The organism is Enterobacter sp. N5-15, from assembly GCF_057221635.1.
The window spans coordinates 3,821,084-3,836,026 of record NZ_CM170150.1; the positions used below are offsets into that span (position 1 = coordinate 3,821,084).

18 protein-coding genes are annotated in these 14,943 nt (G+C 57.7%); 3 read left to right on the top strand and 15 right to left on the bottom strand.

Annotated features, from left to right (window positions below; genetic code table 11):
• Both AC2TE5_RS18045 and AC2TE5_RS18050 read right to left on the bottom strand, forming a co-directional pair.
• Entirely contained in the window at window positions 1-1,428 is a 1,428-nt protein-coding gene (locus AC2TE5_RS18045; RefSeq protein WP_484612127.1) for a non-oxidative hydroxyarylic acid decarboxylases subunit C, read from the bottom strand.
• Entirely contained in the window at window positions 1,418-2,020 is a 603-nt protein-coding gene (locus AC2TE5_RS18050) for a non-oxidative hydroxyarylic acid decarboxylases subunit B (RefSeq protein ID WP_008499595.1), read from the bottom strand. The genes AC2TE5_RS18045 and AC2TE5_RS18050 overlap by 11 nt, the downstream gene beginning before the upstream one ends.
• Before the next feature lie 171 nt (window positions 2,021-2,191).
• Here AC2TE5_RS18050 and AC2TE5_RS18055 point away from each other — a divergent pair, with 171 nt between their 5' ends.
• Window positions 2,192-2,599 (top strand): MarR family winged helix-turn-helix transcriptional regulator, encoded by a 408-nt coding sequence (locus AC2TE5_RS18055; RefSeq protein WP_023308984.1) that lies wholly within the window; start codon window positions 2,192-2,194, stop codon window positions 2,597-2,599.
• Here AC2TE5_RS18055 and AC2TE5_RS18060 read toward each other — a convergent pair.
• Window positions 2,596-3,483: a LysR family transcriptional regulator gene (locus AC2TE5_RS18060; protein WP_484613358.1), complete on the bottom strand. Its 888-nt coding sequence runs from the start codon at window positions 3,481-3,483 to the stop codon at window positions 2,596-2,598. The genes AC2TE5_RS18055 and AC2TE5_RS18060 overlap by 4 nt on opposite strands.
• Window positions 3,484-3,591: 108 nt before the next feature.
• Here AC2TE5_RS18060 and AC2TE5_RS18065 point away from each other — a divergent pair, with 108 nt between their 5' ends.
• Window positions 3,592-4,794 (top strand): MFS transporter, encoded by a 1,203-nt coding sequence (locus AC2TE5_RS18065; RefSeq protein ID WP_484612128.1) that lies wholly within the window; start codon window positions 3,592-3,594, stop codon window positions 4,792-4,794.
• Window positions 4,791-5,168 (top strand): DUF4440 domain-containing protein, encoded by a 378-nt coding sequence (locus AC2TE5_RS18070; RefSeq protein ID WP_484612129.1) that lies wholly within the window; start codon window positions 4,791-4,793, stop codon window positions 5,166-5,168. The genes AC2TE5_RS18065 and AC2TE5_RS18070 overlap by 4 nt, the downstream gene beginning before the upstream one ends.
• A gap of 52 nt (window positions 5,169-5,220) precedes the next feature.
• On the opposite strand, the gene rpoS is transcribed toward AC2TE5_RS18070, so the two are convergent.
• The 12 genes from rpoS to cysD all read right to left on the bottom strand — a co-directional run bounded on the left by rpoS (window position 5,221) and on the right by cysD (window position 14,941).
• Window positions 5,221-6,213, bottom strand: a complete 993-nt coding sequence (gene rpoS, locus AC2TE5_RS18075; protein WP_008499600.1) for an RNA polymerase sigma factor RpoS — start codon at window positions 6,211-6,213, stop codon at window positions 5,221-5,223.
• A 59-nt stretch (window positions 6,214-6,272) separates the two neighbouring features.
• On the bottom strand, window positions 6,273-7,397 hold the full coding sequence (gene nlpD / locus AC2TE5_RS18080; RefSeq protein ID WP_029741538.1) for a murein hydrolase activator NlpD: 1,125 nt from the start codon (window positions 7,395-7,397) through the stop codon (window positions 6,273-6,275).
• Between the two features lie 116 nt (window positions 7,398-7,513).
• Entirely contained in the window at window positions 7,514-8,140 is a 627-nt protein-coding gene (locus tag AC2TE5_RS18085; RefSeq protein ID WP_023333224.1) for a protein-L-isoaspartate(D-aspartate) O-methyltransferase, read from the bottom strand.
• Entirely contained in the window at window positions 8,134-8,895 is a 762-nt protein-coding gene (gene surE, locus AC2TE5_RS18090) for a 5'/3'-nucleotidase SurE (RefSeq protein WP_121932265.1), read from the bottom strand. Before surE ends, AC2TE5_RS18085 begins: the two co-directional genes overlap by 7 nt.
• Entirely contained in the window at window positions 8,876-9,925 is a 1,050-nt protein-coding gene (truD, locus tag AC2TE5_RS18095; RefSeq protein WP_029741540.1) for a tRNA pseudouridine(13) synthase TruD, read from the bottom strand. The genes surE and truD overlap by 20 nt, the downstream gene beginning before the upstream one ends.
• Window positions 9,922-10,401 (bottom strand): 2-C-methyl-D-erythritol 2,4-cyclodiphosphate synthase, encoded by a 480-nt coding sequence (gene ispF, locus AC2TE5_RS18100; RefSeq protein WP_008499607.1) that lies wholly within the window; start codon window positions 10,399-10,401, stop codon window positions 9,922-9,924. Before ispF ends, truD begins: the two co-directional genes overlap by 4 nt.
• On the bottom strand, window positions 10,401-11,111 hold the full coding sequence (gene ispD / locus AC2TE5_RS18105) for a 2-C-methyl-D-erythritol 4-phosphate cytidylyltransferase (protein ID WP_213328649.1): 711 nt from the start codon (window positions 11,109-11,111) through the stop codon (window positions 10,401-10,403). The genes ispF and ispD overlap by 1 nt, the downstream gene beginning before the upstream one ends.
• A gap of 19 nt (window positions 11,112-11,130) precedes the next feature.
• Window positions 11,131-11,442, bottom strand: a complete 312-nt coding sequence (ftsB, locus tag AC2TE5_RS18110) for a cell division protein FtsB (RefSeq protein WP_008499609.1) — start codon at window positions 11,440-11,442, stop codon at window positions 11,131-11,133.
• A gap of 154 nt (window positions 11,443-11,596) precedes the next feature.
• Window positions 11,597-11,935 (bottom strand): DUF3561 family protein, encoded by a 339-nt coding sequence (locus AC2TE5_RS18115; RefSeq protein ID WP_484612130.1) that lies wholly within the window; start codon window positions 11,933-11,935, stop codon window positions 11,597-11,599.
• A gap of 58 nt (window positions 11,936-11,993) precedes the next feature.
• A complete protein-coding gene (gene cysC, locus AC2TE5_RS18120; RefSeq protein WP_484612131.1) occupies window positions 11,994-12,599 on the bottom strand; it encodes an adenylyl-sulfate kinase in 606 nt (201 codons plus the stop codon).
• Window positions 12,599-14,023 carry a sulfate adenylyltransferase subunit CysN gene (cysN, locus tag AC2TE5_RS18125; protein ID WP_126329619.1) on the bottom strand — a complete coding sequence of 475 codons (1,425 nt, stop codon included), beginning with the start codon at window positions 14,021-14,023 and terminating at the stop codon, window positions 12,599-12,601. The genes cysC and cysN overlap by 1 nt, the downstream gene beginning before the upstream one ends.
• A 9-nt stretch (window positions 14,024-14,032) precedes the next feature.
• The gene (cysD, locus tag AC2TE5_RS18130; RefSeq protein ID WP_006811770.1) at window positions 14,033-14,941 is read right to left on the bottom strand and encodes a sulfate adenylyltransferase subunit CysD; all 909 of its coding nucleotides are present in this window, start codon (window positions 14,939-14,941) and stop codon (window positions 14,033-14,035) included.
• Between the last annotated feature and the right edge of the window lie 2 nt (window positions 14,942-14,943).

Consider the following 14,943-nt stretch of genomic DNA (forward strand, 5'->3'; position numbering starts at 1 on the left):
TTATTGGCGTGCTGCCAGCATCGCGGTCAGTTTTTCGGCCCAGGCTTTGGTTTCAGGCAGATCCTGTACCGGCTGGCTGTAGTGGCCTCGGGTGTCCGGTGCAACCGGCGTGGTGGCATCGATAATCAGCTTGTCGGTAATGCCCGCCGGGCTGGAGCCAGGGTCAAGCTCGAGGACCGACATGTTCGGCAGCTGCACCAGATCCCCTGCCGGGTTCACTTTTGACGACAGCGCCCACATCACCTGTGGGAGGTTGAACGGATCGACATCCTCATCCACCATGATTACCATCTTCACGTAGCCCAGACCGTGCGGCGTGGTCATGGCGCGTAAACCGACCGCGCGGGCAAAACCGCCGTAGCGTTTTTTGGTGGAAATAATCGCCAGCAGGCCGTGGGTGTACATCGCGTTCACCGCCTGCACTTCCGGGAATTCCGCTTTCAGCTGCTGGTAGAGCGGCACGCAGGTAGCCGGTCCCATCAGATAGTCAATCTCGGTCCACGGCATGCCGAGGTAGAGCGACTCAAAAATCGGTTTGGAGCGGTAAGAGACTTTGTCGATACGGACCACCGTCATGTTACGGCCACCGGAATAGTGTCCGGTAAACTCGCCAAACGGCCCTTCGATTTCACGCTTGCGGCCCTCAATCACCCCTTCCAGGATCACTTCAGAACCCCAGGGCACATCGAAGCCGGTCAGCGGCGCGGTGGCAATCGGGTACGGGCTTTCACGCTGCGCGCCGGCCATTTCATACTCGGACTGATCGTATTTCAGCGGCGTGGCGCCCATCAGGGTGATGATAGGGTCGTTGCCCAGCGTAATCGCAATCGGCAGGTCTTCACCGCGCTCTTCCGCTTTATGCAGATGCAGAGCGATATCGTGCATCGGAACCGGCTGGAGGCCGAGCTTGCGCTTGCCCTTCACTTCCATGCGGTAGATCCCGACGTTCTGCTTGCCGAAGTGGTCCGGGTCGAGCGGATCGCGCGAGACAACGCACGCTTTATCGAGATAAAAACCGCCGTCACCGTCGTTCAGGCGAAACAGCGGCAGGATATCGAACAGGTTAATGTCTTCACCGTCCACCGTATTCTGCGCCCAGGCCGGGTTGGCGCGGCGCTCCGGTGTGACGGGGAATTTATCCCAGCGGCGGATAAACTCGTCGATCTGTTTTTTTACCGGGGTGTTCGCAGGCAGCCCCATCGAAATGGCGTGGTTCTGCCAGGAGCCGATGGTGTTCATCACCACGCGGGCATCGGTAAAGCCACGAATATTATCAAACCACAGCGCGGGAGCACCGTCGCCAATGCGGCCGGTCGCGTTGGCTGCCGCCGCCAGATCGGGCTCGGCGTTTACCTCTTCCTCAATTTTCAGCAGCTGCCCTTGCTCATCGAGCGCCTGCAGGAAGCTTCTCAAATCATCAAATGCCATCTTTATTCTCCTGTGAAAAATGTTTCGCCTCCCGCAGCCCGTTCCAGCGGCGCGCCTTTTTATGCTCCAGACCGAACTGGTCGAGCACGCGGGTCACAATATGCTGGGTAATGTCATCGGCGGTTTGCGGGTGGTTGTAATAGGCAGGCATGGGCGGCACCATCGCCACGCCCATGCGGGAAAGGGCAAGCATGTTCTCAAGATGAATGGTGCTGAGCGGCGTTTCACGGGGCACCAGCACCAGCTTGCGTCCCTCTTTCAGCACCACATCCGCCGCACGTCCCACCAGCCCTTCGGCGTAGCCCGCGCGGATACCTGCCAGCGTTTTCATGCTGCAGGGAATGACGATCATGCCGTCGGTGCGAAACGAGCCGGAGGAGATGGTGGCGGCCTGGTCAGCCGGACTGTGGACAACGTCAGCCAGGGCAGCAACGTCCTGCGCGGTGTAAGGCGTTTCCAGCTCAATGGTGGTTTTTGCCCACTTCGACATCACCAGATGCGTCTCCACCTCCGGCATTTCCCGCAGCGCCTGCAGCAGCGCCACGCCCAGCGGCGCCCCCGTTGCTCCCGTCATTCCTACTATCAATCTCATTCATCACCTCAATAATTTGTTCGTGTACGAACATTATAAATAAGCTACTCCAGGATTGTTTTCCTGACAAGATCGTTCGCATACGATCACACGAATGGCTAAAAAATGCCGCGTTAAAATTGAGAGCAATAGCGGCTATCATAGGGGGAGATTTTTTCCGTCGGAGTGTTCATGGAACTAAGACAAGAGGCGTTCCACCTGTTACGTCAGCTTTTTCAACAGCATACCGCACAGTGGCAACATGCCTTACCGGAACTGACCAAGCCACAGTATGCGGTTATGCGCTCCATTGCCGAGCATCCGGGTATTGAACAGGTGGCATTGACCGAAGTGGCGGTCAGCACAAAAGCGACCCTGGCGGAGATGCTCAGCCGCATGGAGGCGCGCGGCCTGGTCAAACGCGAGCACGATCCGGCCGATAAGCGCCGCCGGTTTGTCTTCCTGACGCCAGAAGGAGAAGCCCTGCTTGCAGGCTGTAAACCGGTTGGCAACGAGGTGGATGAGGCGTTTTTAGGACGTCTTAACAAGGCCGAGCGGGAGCAGTTCTCCGCGCTCATCAAAAAGATGATGCACGATTAATTCACGCTGGCGCGCATAAAATCGATAAAGGTGCGCACTTTAGCTGACACATGCCGGGCATCGGGATAAACCGCATAGATGCCCTGCTGCGCAAAGGTATATCCCGGTAAAACCGGGACCAGTTTTCCCGCATCAAGCGCATCGCGCGCCAGCCATTCCGGCAGTAACGCCACGCCTCCGCCTGCGAGCGCAAAAGCCATAAGGGCCTGAGCGCTGTCGGCAAACAGGCGCGGCGCTTTTTTTATCTCCAGCGTTTCAGGCGCACCGCTGGCATCTCTCACCTGCCAGCACAGCGGCGAGGCCAGACGCTCGTGAATAATCCAGTCCGCGTGGGCCAGCTGCGCAAGCGTTTCGATCGGGTGGTTAACGAGCCACCCGGGCGTCGCGACGGGGAGAATGGAGAAGTGCGAAATCAGCGCGGCGTGGTTGCGCGAATCGGCAAGCGTTCCCAGCCGGATGGCCACGTCAAAGCGCTCCGAGATAAGGTCGGCGTGCAGGGACGATGAAACATGCCGCACGCGAAGATCCGGGTGCTGCTGGCTAAACCTGGCCAGCAGCGGCACCACCACCTGTGAGCCATACTCGGGCGTAGTGGTGATCCGCAGCTCCCCCGTGAGCCCCGCATGATTCGCGCGGACATCATCCTGCAGCCGTTCTGCATCCTTCAGAAGCGCCACGCTGCGCTGATGAAAAAGTGCGCCCGCCTCGGTTAACGTCAGGCGGCGGGTGGAGCGCAGCAGCAGCGTAACGCCCAGCTCATCTTCAAGCTGGCGAATATTGAAGCTGACCACGGCTTTTGTCAGCCCCATCGCCTCGGCTGCGGCAGTGAAGCTGCCGGTGTCGGCCACCGCGACAAACATCTGCGTCCGCTGTAAGTTAATCATCATCACGCCCTTTACTGTCAAAATATTTTTGACAGTATATCGCGCTTTGTCAGGTTTATCCGTGCTTCCCGGCTGGATACGATACGCCACCTCACCGGAGGATCCACCATGACGTATCGCAGCAAAGTCGCCGTTGTTTATCTGCTGGGCTTTTTTCTTGATTTGATCAACATGTTTATTGCCAGCGTCGCGTTCCCGGCAATGGCTCACGCCTTTAACACCACGCCTTCAGCCCTTGCCTGGGTCAGTAACGGATACATTGCCGGCCTGACGCTGGTGATCCCGTTCAGCAGCGTGCTCACGCGCCGCATCGGGCCAAAGCGCGTCATCCTGCTCTCGCTTTTTCTGTTCAGCACAGCCTCCGCGGCGGCGGGCCTGTCTGCAACGCTTGAAGGTCTGATCGCCTGGCGAGTGCTCCAGGGCGTGGGAGGAGGCTTACTGATCCCCGTCGGACAGGCGCTGACCTGGCAACAGTATAAGCCTCACGAGCGGGCCCGACTCTCCTCGGCGGTAATGCTGGTCGCGCTGCTTGCTCCGGCCTGCTCCCCGGCTATCGGAGGACTGCTGGTGCAGACGCTAGGCTGGCGATGGATATTTTTTGCCACGCTGCCGGTCGCTATCGTGACCTTTGTTTTAGCCTGCCTGTGGCTTAAACACGAAATGCCGGCGATGAAAGCGGCCAGACTGTTAAACCTGTCGTTGCTCGCGGACCCGCTTTTGCGTTTTTCCATGCTAGTTTATTTATGCGTTCCTGGCGTATTTATTGGGGTGAACGTCACGGGCATGTTTTATCTTCAGCACGTGGCGAACATGAGCCCCGCCGCAACGGGGATGCTTATGCTGCCGTGGTCCGTAGCATCGTTTATCGCCATCACGGCAACGGGACGCTATTTTAACCGTATCGGCCCCCGACCGCTGATCGTCATCGGCTGCCTGCTGCAGGCGACGGGTATCCTGCTTTTGATTAACGTTAGTTCGGCTACGCTGCTGCCTGCCGCGGCGTTTACCCTGATGGGCGCGGGGGGAAGCCTGTGCAGCAGTACGGCTCAGAGCAGCGCTTTTCTGACGACGCGCCGGGAAGAGATGCCGGATGCCAGCGCGCTGTGGAATCTTAATCGTCAGCTGAGCTTTTTTGCCGGAGCCCTGCTGCTGGTGCAGGCGCTGAACCTGGCGCAGGCCTGGCTGCCACCGCTCGCCGCCTGGCACGGGATGTTTATTTTTGCCGCAGGCATGACCTTGCTGCCTGTACTGTACGTTTTTCGTCTTAACAATACGCAGGTGCTCACCCAGCTGCGACAGGAGAATTCATGACGCCTTTCGAACACGACATTATCGACCTCCACATTGCGCTCGAAGACTGGTTAGGCAAAGGTGAAGGTGATTCCGACGCCCTGCTCGCCCGCTTCCGTCCAGATTTCCTGATGATCCCACCGGGCGGCGTTCATATCGACTATGTCGGTCTGGTCAGTTTTCTGGAAAAACAGTGCGGAAGCCGTCCCGGACTGAAGATCGTCATTGACGAATTATCCACGATCGAGCGCTGGGATCGTGGCGCGGTGCTGCACTACCGGGAAACGCAAACCCGGCCAGACCTGCCTGACAACGTGCGCTGGTCAACCGCGGTGCTCAATCAGGAAGGCGATCGGATAGTGTGGCGCCTGCTGCACGAAACGGCGCAGCCGTAGCGCAAAAGAAAAAGGCCCGTCTCACGACGGGCCTTTTTTGACGAAAGGTTGCTTATTCGCGGAACAGCGCTTCGATATTCAGACCTTGCCCCTGCAGGATTTCACGCAGGCGGCGCAGACCTTCAACCTGAATCTGACGAACACGTTCACGGGTCAGGCCAATTTCGCGGCCGACGTCTTCCAGTGTCGCAGCTTCATACCCCAGTAAACCGAAACGACGTGCCAGCACTTCACGCTGTTTGGCGTTCAGCTCGAACAGCCATTTGACGATGCTCTGCTTCATGTCATCGTCCTGCGTGGTGTCTTCCGGACCGTTGTCTTTTTCATCGGCCAGGATGTCCAGCAGCGCTTTTTCGGAGTCGCCACCCAGCGGGGTGTCAACGGAGGTAATGCGCTCGTTGAGACGCAGCATACGGCTTACGTCATCAACCGGTTTATCGAGTTGTTCGGCAATTTCTTCTGCGCTTGGCTCGTGGTCCAGTTTATGGGACAACTCGCGCGCGGTGCGCAGATAAACGTTCAACTCTTTGACGATGTGAATCGGCAGGCGGATCGTACGGGTCTGGTTCATAATAGCCCGTTCGATGGTCTGACGAATCCACCAGGTCGCGTAGGTTGAGAAACGGAACCCGCGTTCCGGGTCAAACTTCTCAACTGCGCGGATGAGACCTAAGTTGCCCTCTTCAATCAGATCCAGCAGAGCCAGACCACGATTGCCGTAACGGCGGGCAATTTTCACGACCAGTCGCAGGTTACTTTCAATCATACGACGACGCGAGGCCACATCACCACGCAAAGCACGACGTGCGAAATAGACTTCTTCTTCGGCCGTTAGCAGTGGGGAGTAACCAATCTCCCCAAGGTAAAGCTGAGTCGCGTCCAGTACACGCTGTGTGGCGCCCTGCGATAACAGCTCTTCTTCAGCCAAATCGTTATCACTGGGTTCCTCTTCTACTAAGGCTTTTTCGTCAAAAGCCTCTACTCCGTTCTCATCAAATTCCGCGTCTTCATTTAAATCATGAACTTTCAGCGTATTCTGACTCATAAGGTGGCTCCTACCCGTGATCCCTGAACGAGACACCCTGGCTGGCATGCCCCGTCAAATTATCGCTGCGGCAAATACTGCAGCGGGTTTACGGATTTCCCCTTGTAACGAATTTCAAAATGCAAGCGTGTAGAACTGGTTCCGGTGCTACCCATGGTAGCGATTTTTTGCCCCGCCTTAACTTCTTGTTGTTCCCGGACCAGCATTGTGTCGTTATGGGCGTAGGCACTCAGGTAATCATCGTTATGTTTGATGATAATAAGATTACCGTAACCGCGCAGAGCGTTACCGGCATACACAACGCGCCCGTCTGCGGTCGCGATGATAGCCTGTCCCTTACTCCCTGCGATATCGATCCCTTTATTTCCCCCTTCGGAGGAAGAGAAGTTCTCGATAACCTTGCCGTCAGTTGGCCAGCGCCATGCGGAGATTGGCGAACTGGAGGTCATACTGCTGGCAGTCGGTTCAGTAGAGCTAACCACAGGTGCCGTTACCGGTGCTGTGACAACAGTCGCAGTCCCTTTATTATTCGGCAACATTTTGTTAGCAGTCTGATCACCTGAATCCTCAGAATACGTAATTACAGGTTGTGAAGCAACCACCGTGGTGGATTTTTGTGCAGGCTTAACGCTGTTATTTTGAGCCGTCACATCGGCCGCTGAAACGGTGTTGCCAGGCGTAAGCGGCGTGCCCGTCGCGTTGCCCACCTGGAGCGTTTGCCCGACTTCCAGACCATACGGGGCCTGGACGTTATTGCGCTGCGCGAGGTCACGGAAATCGTTCCCGGTGATCCACGCAATGTAGAACAGCGTATCGCCGCGTTTCACGGTATAGGTGCTGCCACCGGTATAGCTGCCTTTCGGAATGTTCCCATACTGACGGTTATAGACTATGCGGCCATTTTGGGTCTGAACAGGTTGTTCCACTGGCTGAATCTGCGTCGGCTGCGTCATTGGACGCTGAACCGGCTGAATTGGCGGATTTTGTTGCGCCGTAGAGGTACCCATTTTAGGCGGAGGTGTGATCAACATTCCGCTGGACGTGTTACCCGAGCCGCTGTTTCCGCCGACAGAACTGACGGGCGCAGGCGCGTTGTTAGAACTTGTACAACCTGCCAGCCAGAGCGAAACCAGTGATAATGCCGCAACACGGCTGATGGTGAATTTAGGGCTTCCCGCGCTCATTTATCCCCCAGGAATGTGTTAACTACCAGTGACTTAAAATTTACCGTGATGGCACGAATCTTTCGCGCCACACCATACGCTGAATTTGCCTTAATAACCCTGGATAATTCCGAGTCTCAGGCCAACTCCCCCTTTACCAGAGGCACAAAGCGCACGGCTTCCACGGTGTCGATAATAAACTCGCCGCCGCGCCGACGAACGCGCTTCAAAAGCTGCTGCTCGTCCCCGACAGGCAGAACAAGAATGCCCCCCTCATCCAGCTGCGACAACAGGGCCGCAGGAATTTCAGGCGGGGCCGCCGTCACGATGATCGCGTCAAACGGCGCGCGTGCCTTCCAACCCTGCCATCCATCACCGTGTCGTGTCGAAACATTATGTAAATCAAGTTGTTTCAGGCGACGACGCGCCTGCCACTGTAAGCCTTTAATCCGCTCAACGGAGCATACATGATGAACCAGATGCGCCAGGATCGCGGTTTGATACCCCGACCCGGTGCCGATCTCCAGCACGCGGGAGTCGGGCGTCAGCTCCAGCAGCTCCGTCATGCGCGCCACCATGTAAGGCTGTGAAATCGTCTGACCCTGCCCGATGGGCAGCGCTACGTTTTCCCACGCTTTGTGTTCAAACGCCTCGTCTACAAATTTCTCACGCGGAACCTGAGCAAGCGCTTCAAGCACGTGCTCGTCGCGGATCCCCTGCGCGCGGAGTTGTTCCAGAAGAGTTTGTACACGTTTGTTTACCATTGCGCGTTCACTCCTGCGCGATCCAGCCAGCCCGACACCACATCATGCGCGCTATACGCGGTTAAATCTACGTGCAGCGGGGTAACCGAAACATAGCCTTCATCTACGGCGGCAAAGTCGGTATCCGGACCCGCATCGCACTTATCGCCGGGAGGGCCAATCCAGTAAAGCGTGTTGCCGCGAGGATCCTGCTGCGGGATCACCTGATCGGCAGGATGTCGGCTTCCGCAACGGGTGACGCGAATGCCTTTAATTTCATCAAGAGGAAGATCCGGCACGTTGATGTTGAGGATGCGCCCGGTACGCAACGGCTCGCGGCCGAGCGCCCGCAGGATCGAGCAGGTCACCGCGGCGGCGGTGTCGTAATGCGTGTGGCCGTTTAACGAGACCGCCAGCGCCGGGAACCCCAGATGGCGCCCTTCCATTGCGGCCGCCACGGTACCGGAATAAATCACGTCATCGCCGAGGTTAGGGCCAGCGTTAATGCCGGAGACGACGATGTCCGGACGCGGACGCATCAGCGTGTTCACGCCCAGAAAAACGCAGTCGGTTGGCGTACCCATCTGCACGGCAATATCGCCATTTTCAAAGGTAAAGGTGCGAAGCGACGACTCCAGCGTCAGAGAGTTAGACGCTCCACTGCGGTTACGATCGGGTGCCACGACCTGCACATCCGCAAATTCACGGAGGTGTTTCGCCAGGGTCTGAATGCCCGGCGCGTGGATCCCGTCATCGTTACTCAGCAATATTCGCATAATCACCCGAGGTGTTGATAAGTTCCCTGACAACACTGGTGGCAAAGCTACCTGCCGGTAGCCAGAAGCGTAACTCGACGGTTACGTCATCCCACCAGTTCCAGCTTAACTGCTGCGGATAGAGCAGCATCGCGCGGCGTGCCGCTTCGACTTTTTCCCGCACCAGCAAGGATTGCAATTCTGGCGCATCCGCTACGGCTGACTGCTCGGCGGCCAGCGCGTCGCCCTGTGCTCCCCAGTCGCCCGTACCGGGCAGCGCGGCGGTAATCATCAGCGCTTTTGCGTCCACGCGCGACTGCACATCGGCCATTTCTTCGGCCGTTGCCACAAACCAGCTTCCGCGTCCCGCTAATTGTAGCGCATCGCCAACAACAACTTGATTCGCGTCCGGTTTTTTCAGCCTTTCGCTCACAATCTGATTAAACAACGCACTGCGGGCCGCCGACAACCAAAAACTGCGTTTATTCCTGTCGCGCACCGGTGCATCGCTTTGCGCCCAGCGCAGCGCCCCCTGCAGGTTGCTGCCGCCAATGCCAAAGCGCTGTGCGCCAAAGTAGTTCGGTACGCCCAGCTCTTGAATCGCGCTCAGACGCTTCTCAACGTCATCGCGATCGGTCACTTCACGCAGCACCAGCGTAAAGTCGTTCCCCTTCAACGCCCCCAGGCGCAGCTTGCGCTTGTGGCGGGCGAACTCCAGTACCTTACAGCCTTCAAGCTCAAATTTGCTTAAATCAGGCATCGTATTGCCGGGAACGCGCGCGCAGAGCCACTGTTCAGTGACGGCGTGTTTATCTTTCTGCCCGGCAAAGCTCACTTCGCGGGCATGAATTTTGAGGAATTTTGCCAGCGCGTCGGCCACAAAGCGGGTATTGCAGCCATTTTTCAGAATACGCAACAGGATATGTTCGCCTTCGCCATCCGGCTCAAAGCCCAGATCCTCCACCACGAGGAAATCTTCCGGGCTGGCTTTCAGCACCCCGTTCCCCTGCGGTTTACCGTGCAGGTATGTCAGGTTGTCGAAGTCCGTCATTTGCTCGCCTTCACCAGCAGCGCCACGGCTTCACAGGCAATCCCTTCGCCACGCCCGGTAAAGCCCAGCTTCTCGGTCGTGGTCGCTTTGACGTTCACGTCGTCCATATGGCAGCCCAAATCTTCTGCAATAAACACGCGCATCTGCGGAATGTGCGGCAGCATTTTCGGGGCCTGGGCAATAATCGTCACGTCGACGTTGCCGAGGGTGTAGCCTTTCGCCTGAATGCGGCGCCACGCTTCGCGCAGCAGCTCGCGGCTGTCCGCCCCTTTAAATGCCGGGTCGGTGTCCGGGAACAGCTTGCCGATATCACCCAGCGCGGCAGCGCCCAGCAGCGCGTCGGTCAGCGCATGCAGTGCCACGTCGCCATCAGAATGCGCCAGCAGTCCTTTTTCATAAGGAATGCGCACGCCGCCAATGATAATTGGGCCTTCTCCGCCAAAGGCGTGTACATCAAAACCGTGTCCAATTCGCATTATGCCTTCTCCAGATGGGTCGAACGGGTAAGATAGAATTCCGCGAGCTGTAAATCTTCCGGACGCGTCACTTTAATATTATCAGCGCGTCCTTCAACAAGCTCAGGGTGGAAACCGCAATATTCCAGCGCAGAGGCTTCGTCCGTGATGGTCGCACCTTCTTTAAGCGCACGCGTTAAGCAGTCGTGGAGTAATTCGCGGGGGAAAAATTGTGGCGTCAGCGCGTGCCATAAATCGACGCGATCGACGGTGTGGGCGATAGCCTGTTTGCCCGGCTCGGCGCGCTTCATGGTGTCGCGCACCGGCGCGGCCAGAATCCCGCCAACCTTGCTTGTTTCGCTCAGGGCCAGCAGGCGCGCAAGGTCGTCCTGATGCAGACACGGACGCGCCGCGTCATGCACCAGCACCCACGGCGCGTTTCCGGCGGCCTGTATGCCCGCCAGCACGGAATCGGCGCGCTCGGCGCCACCGTCTACGACGGTAATCTGCGGATGATTTGCCAGCGGCAGCTGCGCGAAGCGCGCATCGCCAGGGCTGATAGCGATGATCGCTCGCGTCACACGCGGGTGCGCCAGTAGCGCCGCCACGGCGTGCTCGAGGATCGTTTTATCGCCAATAGAGAGGTACTGCTTGGGACATTCTGTCTGCATGCGCCGGCCAAAACCTGCGGCCGGCACCACGGCGCATACGTCCGAAAAAGTTACTGCCATGTCGTAATCCTGGGCCTGATTATCGATTGTTTTGTGCTGAGCCCTGATTGCGTTTAGACGCATCCGGAACCAGACGATAAAAGGTTTCGCCCGGCTTAGTCATACTGAGTTCATTGCGTGCGCGTTCCTCAATCGCCTCTTGCCCGCCATTGAGGTCATCAATTTCAGCAAAGAGTTGATCGTTTCGCGCCTTAAGTTTGGCGTTTGTTGCCTGCTGAGCCGCGACGTCATCGCTCACCCGGCTATAGTCGTGCAGTCCGTTCTTACCGAACCACAGCGAATATTGCAGCCAGATTAGCAAAGCCAGCAACAGCAGCGTTAGTTTACCCATCCTGCCCCCTGAAAAACGGCATCATCATCCCAAGACTTCCCCAGAGCACTACGCCGGGGTAACAGAGATGCCGCAACATCGCGGGCAAATGTACCACATTTTTTCCGCAGAATCGTCCTGCACAATATCGTTACACAGTTGGTTACGGTTTGAATTATGGCTGAAGATAGCCCATGAGCCACAAAAATAACAGACCAAACATCAGAACCACCGTCACAATCGTGACCACGGTGCTGTACAGGAGCTTACCGTTGAGCAGCGAGTGCAGCGCAATGCCGACGACAACCGCCACGGGCATCAACGCGAGAAAGAAAGGCCAGGTGTAGAGAAAGAAGAACAGCGTGTTGCCGCCGTAGATGAGAAACGGAATGCCAAGCGCCAGCAACCATGAGACGAAGCCAATGATGGCCCCAGGAAATGACCAGGTCGTTTCGTCGTCGGTCGCGAGCGGCTCCGACCCGGTGGTGGTGATGTAATGTTCACTGTTGCGCATAGCTAATCCTGTGACCGTGACTCATCGTTCGGGAAGACAGCTCCCGAACGATACCGTCTCAGGATCTGATAATATCTTCCCGTCTGAGCAGGTCTAATAATTGGCTTACTAAATTTGTTACCAATTGTTGACCTTCCAGGTGAATCTCAGGCGATTCAGGCGCTTCGTATACCGCGTCAATTCCGGTGAAGTTGCGCAGTTCTCCGGCACGCGCTTTCTTGTACAGCCCTTTCGGGTCGCGCGCTTCGCAAATCTCCAGCGGCGTATCGACAAACACCTCGATAAAGCGATCCTGGCCCACGCGTTCGCGCACCATCTGGCGCTCGGCGCGGTGCGGAGAGATAAACGCGGTCAGCACCACCAGCCCGGCGTCAGCCATCAGGCTGGCGACTTCGCCCACCCGGCGGATGTTCTCTTTGCGGTCATCGTCGCTAAACCCTAAATCGCTGCACAGGCCGTGACGCACGTTGTCGCCATCCAGCAGGTACGTGCTTACGCCCTGCTGATGCAACGCCTCTTCCAGCGCGCCCGCCACCGTTGATTTACCCGAGCCGGACAGCCCGGTAAACCACAGCACAACCCCACGGTGACCGTGGAGCCGTTCGCGCTGGGCGACGGTCACCGGATGAGGATGCCAGACGACGTTCTCATCATGGGCGGCCATTACTTGCCTCCCAGCAGATCGCGTGCGCCCCAGTGCGGGAAGTGTTTACGCACCAGCGCGTTCAGTTCCAGCTCGAAGGCGCTGAATTCAGACGTCGCGGCAGCCTGTTTAATCGGTTCGCGAACCATACCGGCCCCGACGGTCACGTTGGTCAGCCTGTCGATAAAGATCAGCCCTCCCGTGACAGGGTTCTGCTGATACGGATCCAGCACCAGCGGTTCGTCGAAGGTCAGATCGACCAGACCAATGCCGTTCAGCGGCAGCTCGGTGACGTCACGCTGGGTCAGGTTGTTGATATCCACCTGGAACTGAATACCGTCCACGCGGGCGCGGGTTTTCTTGCCGGCAATTTTGATGTCATAGCTCTGGCCAGCGGTCAGGGGTTGCTCCGCCATCCACACCACATCCACTGAGGCACCCTGCACTGCCGCCAGCGTTTCCTGCGCGTCTACCAGCAGGTCGCCCCGGCTGATATCAATTTCGTCTTTCAGCACCAGCGTTACCGCTTCACCAGCGCCCGCGTCCTGCAGGTCACCGTCGAAGGTGACGATGCGGGCGATAGTCGATTCCACGCCGGATGGCAGCACCTTGACGCGCTGACCCACCTTCACGGAGCCTGACGCGAGGGTGCCCGAGAAACCGCGGAAATCGAGGTTTGGACGGTTCACGTACTGCACCGGGAAGCGCATCGGCTGGGTATCGACCACGCGTTGAATTTCAACGGTTTCCAGCACCTCCAGCAGCGTCGGGCCGCTGTACCACGGCATGTTCGCGCTCTGGGAGGCGACGTTATCCCCTTCCAGCGCCGAGAGCGGTACAAAGCGAATATCCAGGTTGCCCGGCAGCTGTTCGGCAAAGGTCAGGTAGCTCTGGCGGATCTCCTCGAACTTCTCTTCGCTGAAGTTCACCAGATCCATCTTGTTGACCGCCACCACCAGGTGTTTGATCCCCAGCAGCGTCGAGATAAAGCTGTGACGACGGGTCTGATCCAGCACGCCTTTACGCGCGTCCATCAGCAGGATCGCCAGGTCGCAGGTGGACGCGCCGGTCGCCATGTTACGGGTGTACTGCTCGTGCCCCGGCGTGTCGGCAATAATAAATTTGCGCTTCTCGGTAGAGAAGTAGCGGTAGGCCACGTCAATGGTGATGCCCTGCTCGCGCTCCGCCTGCAGGCCGTCCACCAGCAGGGCCAGGTCGAGTTTTTCGCCCTGGGTGCCGTGGCGCTTGCTGTCGTTATGCAGGGAAGAGAGCTGATCTTCATAAATCTGGCGCGTATCGTGCAGCAGACGGCCAATCAGGGTACTTTTCCCGTCATCCACGCTGCCGCAGGTCAGAAAACGCAGCAGGCTTTTGTGTTGTTGCGCGTGCAGATACGCTTCCACGCCGCCTTCGTTGGCAATTTGTTGAGCAATAGTGGTATTCATGGCGGCTCCTTAGAAATAACCCTGACGTTTCTTCAGCTCCATGGAGCCTGCCTGGTCGCGGTCAATCACGCGCCCCTGTCGCTCGCTGGTGGTGGACACCAGCATCTCTTCGATGATCTCCGGCAGCGTCTGCGCGCTGGATTCCACCGCGCCGGTCAGCGGCCAGCAGCCGAGGGTACGGAAACGCACCATCTGTTTTTTGATCACTTCACCCGGCTGCAGGTCGATGCGATCGTCGTCGATCATCATCAGCATGCCGTCACGCTCCAGCACCGGGCGCTCGGCGGCCAGATACAGCGGAACGATTTCGATGTTTTCCAGATAGATGTACTGCCAGATATCCAGCTCGGTCCAGTTGGAGAGCGGGAAGACGCGAATGCTTTCGCCTTTATTAATCTGACCGTTGTAGTTATGCCACAGCTCCGGGCGTTGGTTTTTGGGGTCCCAGCGGTGGAAGCGGTCGCGGAAGGAGTAGATACGCTCTTTGGCGCGGGATTTCTCTTCGTCACGGCGCGCGCCGCCGAAGGCCGCGTCAAAACCGTATTTATTCAGCGCCTGCTTCAGCCCTTCGGTTTTCATGATATCGGTGTGCTTGGCGCTACCGTGCACGAACGGGTTAATGCCCATCGCCACCCCTTCCGGGTTTTTATGCACCAGCAGCTCGCAGCCGTAGGCCTTCGCGGTACGGTCGCGGAACTCGTACATTTCGCGGAATTTCCAGCCGGTATCCACGTGCAGCAGCGGGAACGGCAGCGTGCCCGGATAAAACGCTTTACGCGCCAGATGCAGCATGACGCTGGAATCTTTACCGATGGAGTACATCATCACCGGGTTAGAAAACTCGGCGGCCACTTCGCGGATGATATGGATACTCTCCGCTTCGAGCTGCCGCAGGTGTGTAAGACGTTTTTGGTCCATAA

Excerpts from the sequence above, each read along its gene's own strand:
- surE (WP_121932265.1), bottom strand. The coding sequence starts at position 8,895 with ATGCGAATATTGCTGAGTAACGATGACGGGATCCACGCGCCGGGCATT.
- truD (WP_029741540.1), bottom strand. The coding sequence starts at position 9,925 with ATGACGGACTTCGACAACCTGACATACCTGCACGGTAAACCGCAGGGG.
- AC2TE5_RS18115 (WP_484612130.1), bottom strand. The coding sequence starts at position 11,935 with ATGCGCAACAGTGAACATTACATCACCACCACCGGGTCGGAGCCGCTC.
- rpoS (WP_008499600.1), bottom strand. The coding sequence starts at position 6,213 with ATGAGTCAGAATACGCTGAAAGTTCATGATTTAAATGAAGACGCGGAA.
- nlpD (WP_029741538.1), bottom strand. The coding sequence starts at position 7,397 with ATGAGCGCGGGAAGCCCTAAATTCACCATCAGCCGTGTTGCGGCATTA.
- ftsB (WP_008499609.1), bottom strand. The coding sequence starts at position 11,442 with ATGGGTAAACTAACGCTGCTGTTGCTGGCTTTGCTAATCTGGCTGCAA.
- AC2TE5_RS18060 (WP_484613358.1), bottom strand. The coding sequence starts at position 3,483 with ATGATTAACTTACAGCGGACGCAGATGTTTGTCGCGGTGGCCGACACC.
- ispF (WP_008499607.1), bottom strand. The coding sequence starts at position 10,401 with ATGCGAATTGGACACGGTTTTGATGTACACGCCTTTGGCGGAGAAGGC.
- cysC (WP_484612131.1), bottom strand. The coding sequence starts at position 12,599 with ATGGCCGCCCATGATGAGAACGTCGTCTGGCATCCTCATCCGGTGACC.
- ispD (WP_213328649.1), bottom strand. The coding sequence starts at position 11,111 with ATGGCAGTAACTTTTTCGGACGTATGCGCCGTGGTGCCGGCCGCAGGT.
- AC2TE5_RS18070 (WP_484612129.1), top strand. The coding sequence starts at position 4,791 with ATGACGCCTTTCGAACACGACATTATCGACCTCCACATTGCGCTCGAA.
- AC2TE5_RS18085 (WP_023333224.1), bottom strand. The coding sequence starts at position 8,140 with ATGGTAAACAAACGTGTACAAACTCTTCTGGAACAACTCCGCGCGCAG.
- AC2TE5_RS18065 (WP_484612128.1), top strand. The coding sequence starts at position 3,592 with ATGACGTATCGCAGCAAAGTCGCCGTTGTTTATCTGCTGGGCTTTTTT.
- cysN (WP_126329619.1), bottom strand. The coding sequence starts at position 14,023 with ATGAATACCACTATTGCTCAACAAATTGCCAACGAAGGCGGCGTGGAA.
- AC2TE5_RS18050 (WP_008499595.1), bottom strand. The coding sequence starts at position 2,020 with ATGAGATTGATAGTAGGAATGACGGGAGCAACGGGGGCGCCGCTGGGC.
- AC2TE5_RS18045 (WP_484612127.1), bottom strand. The coding sequence starts at position 1,428 with ATGGCATTTGATGATTTGAGAAGCTTCCTGCAGGCGCTCGATGAGCAA.
- cysD (WP_006811770.1), bottom strand. The coding sequence starts at position 14,941 with ATGGACCAAAAACGTCTTACACACCTGCGGCAGCTCGAAGCGGAGAGT.
- AC2TE5_RS18055 (WP_023308984.1), top strand. The coding sequence starts at position 2,192 with ATGGAACTAAGACAAGAGGCGTTCCACCTGTTACGTCAGCTTTTTCAA.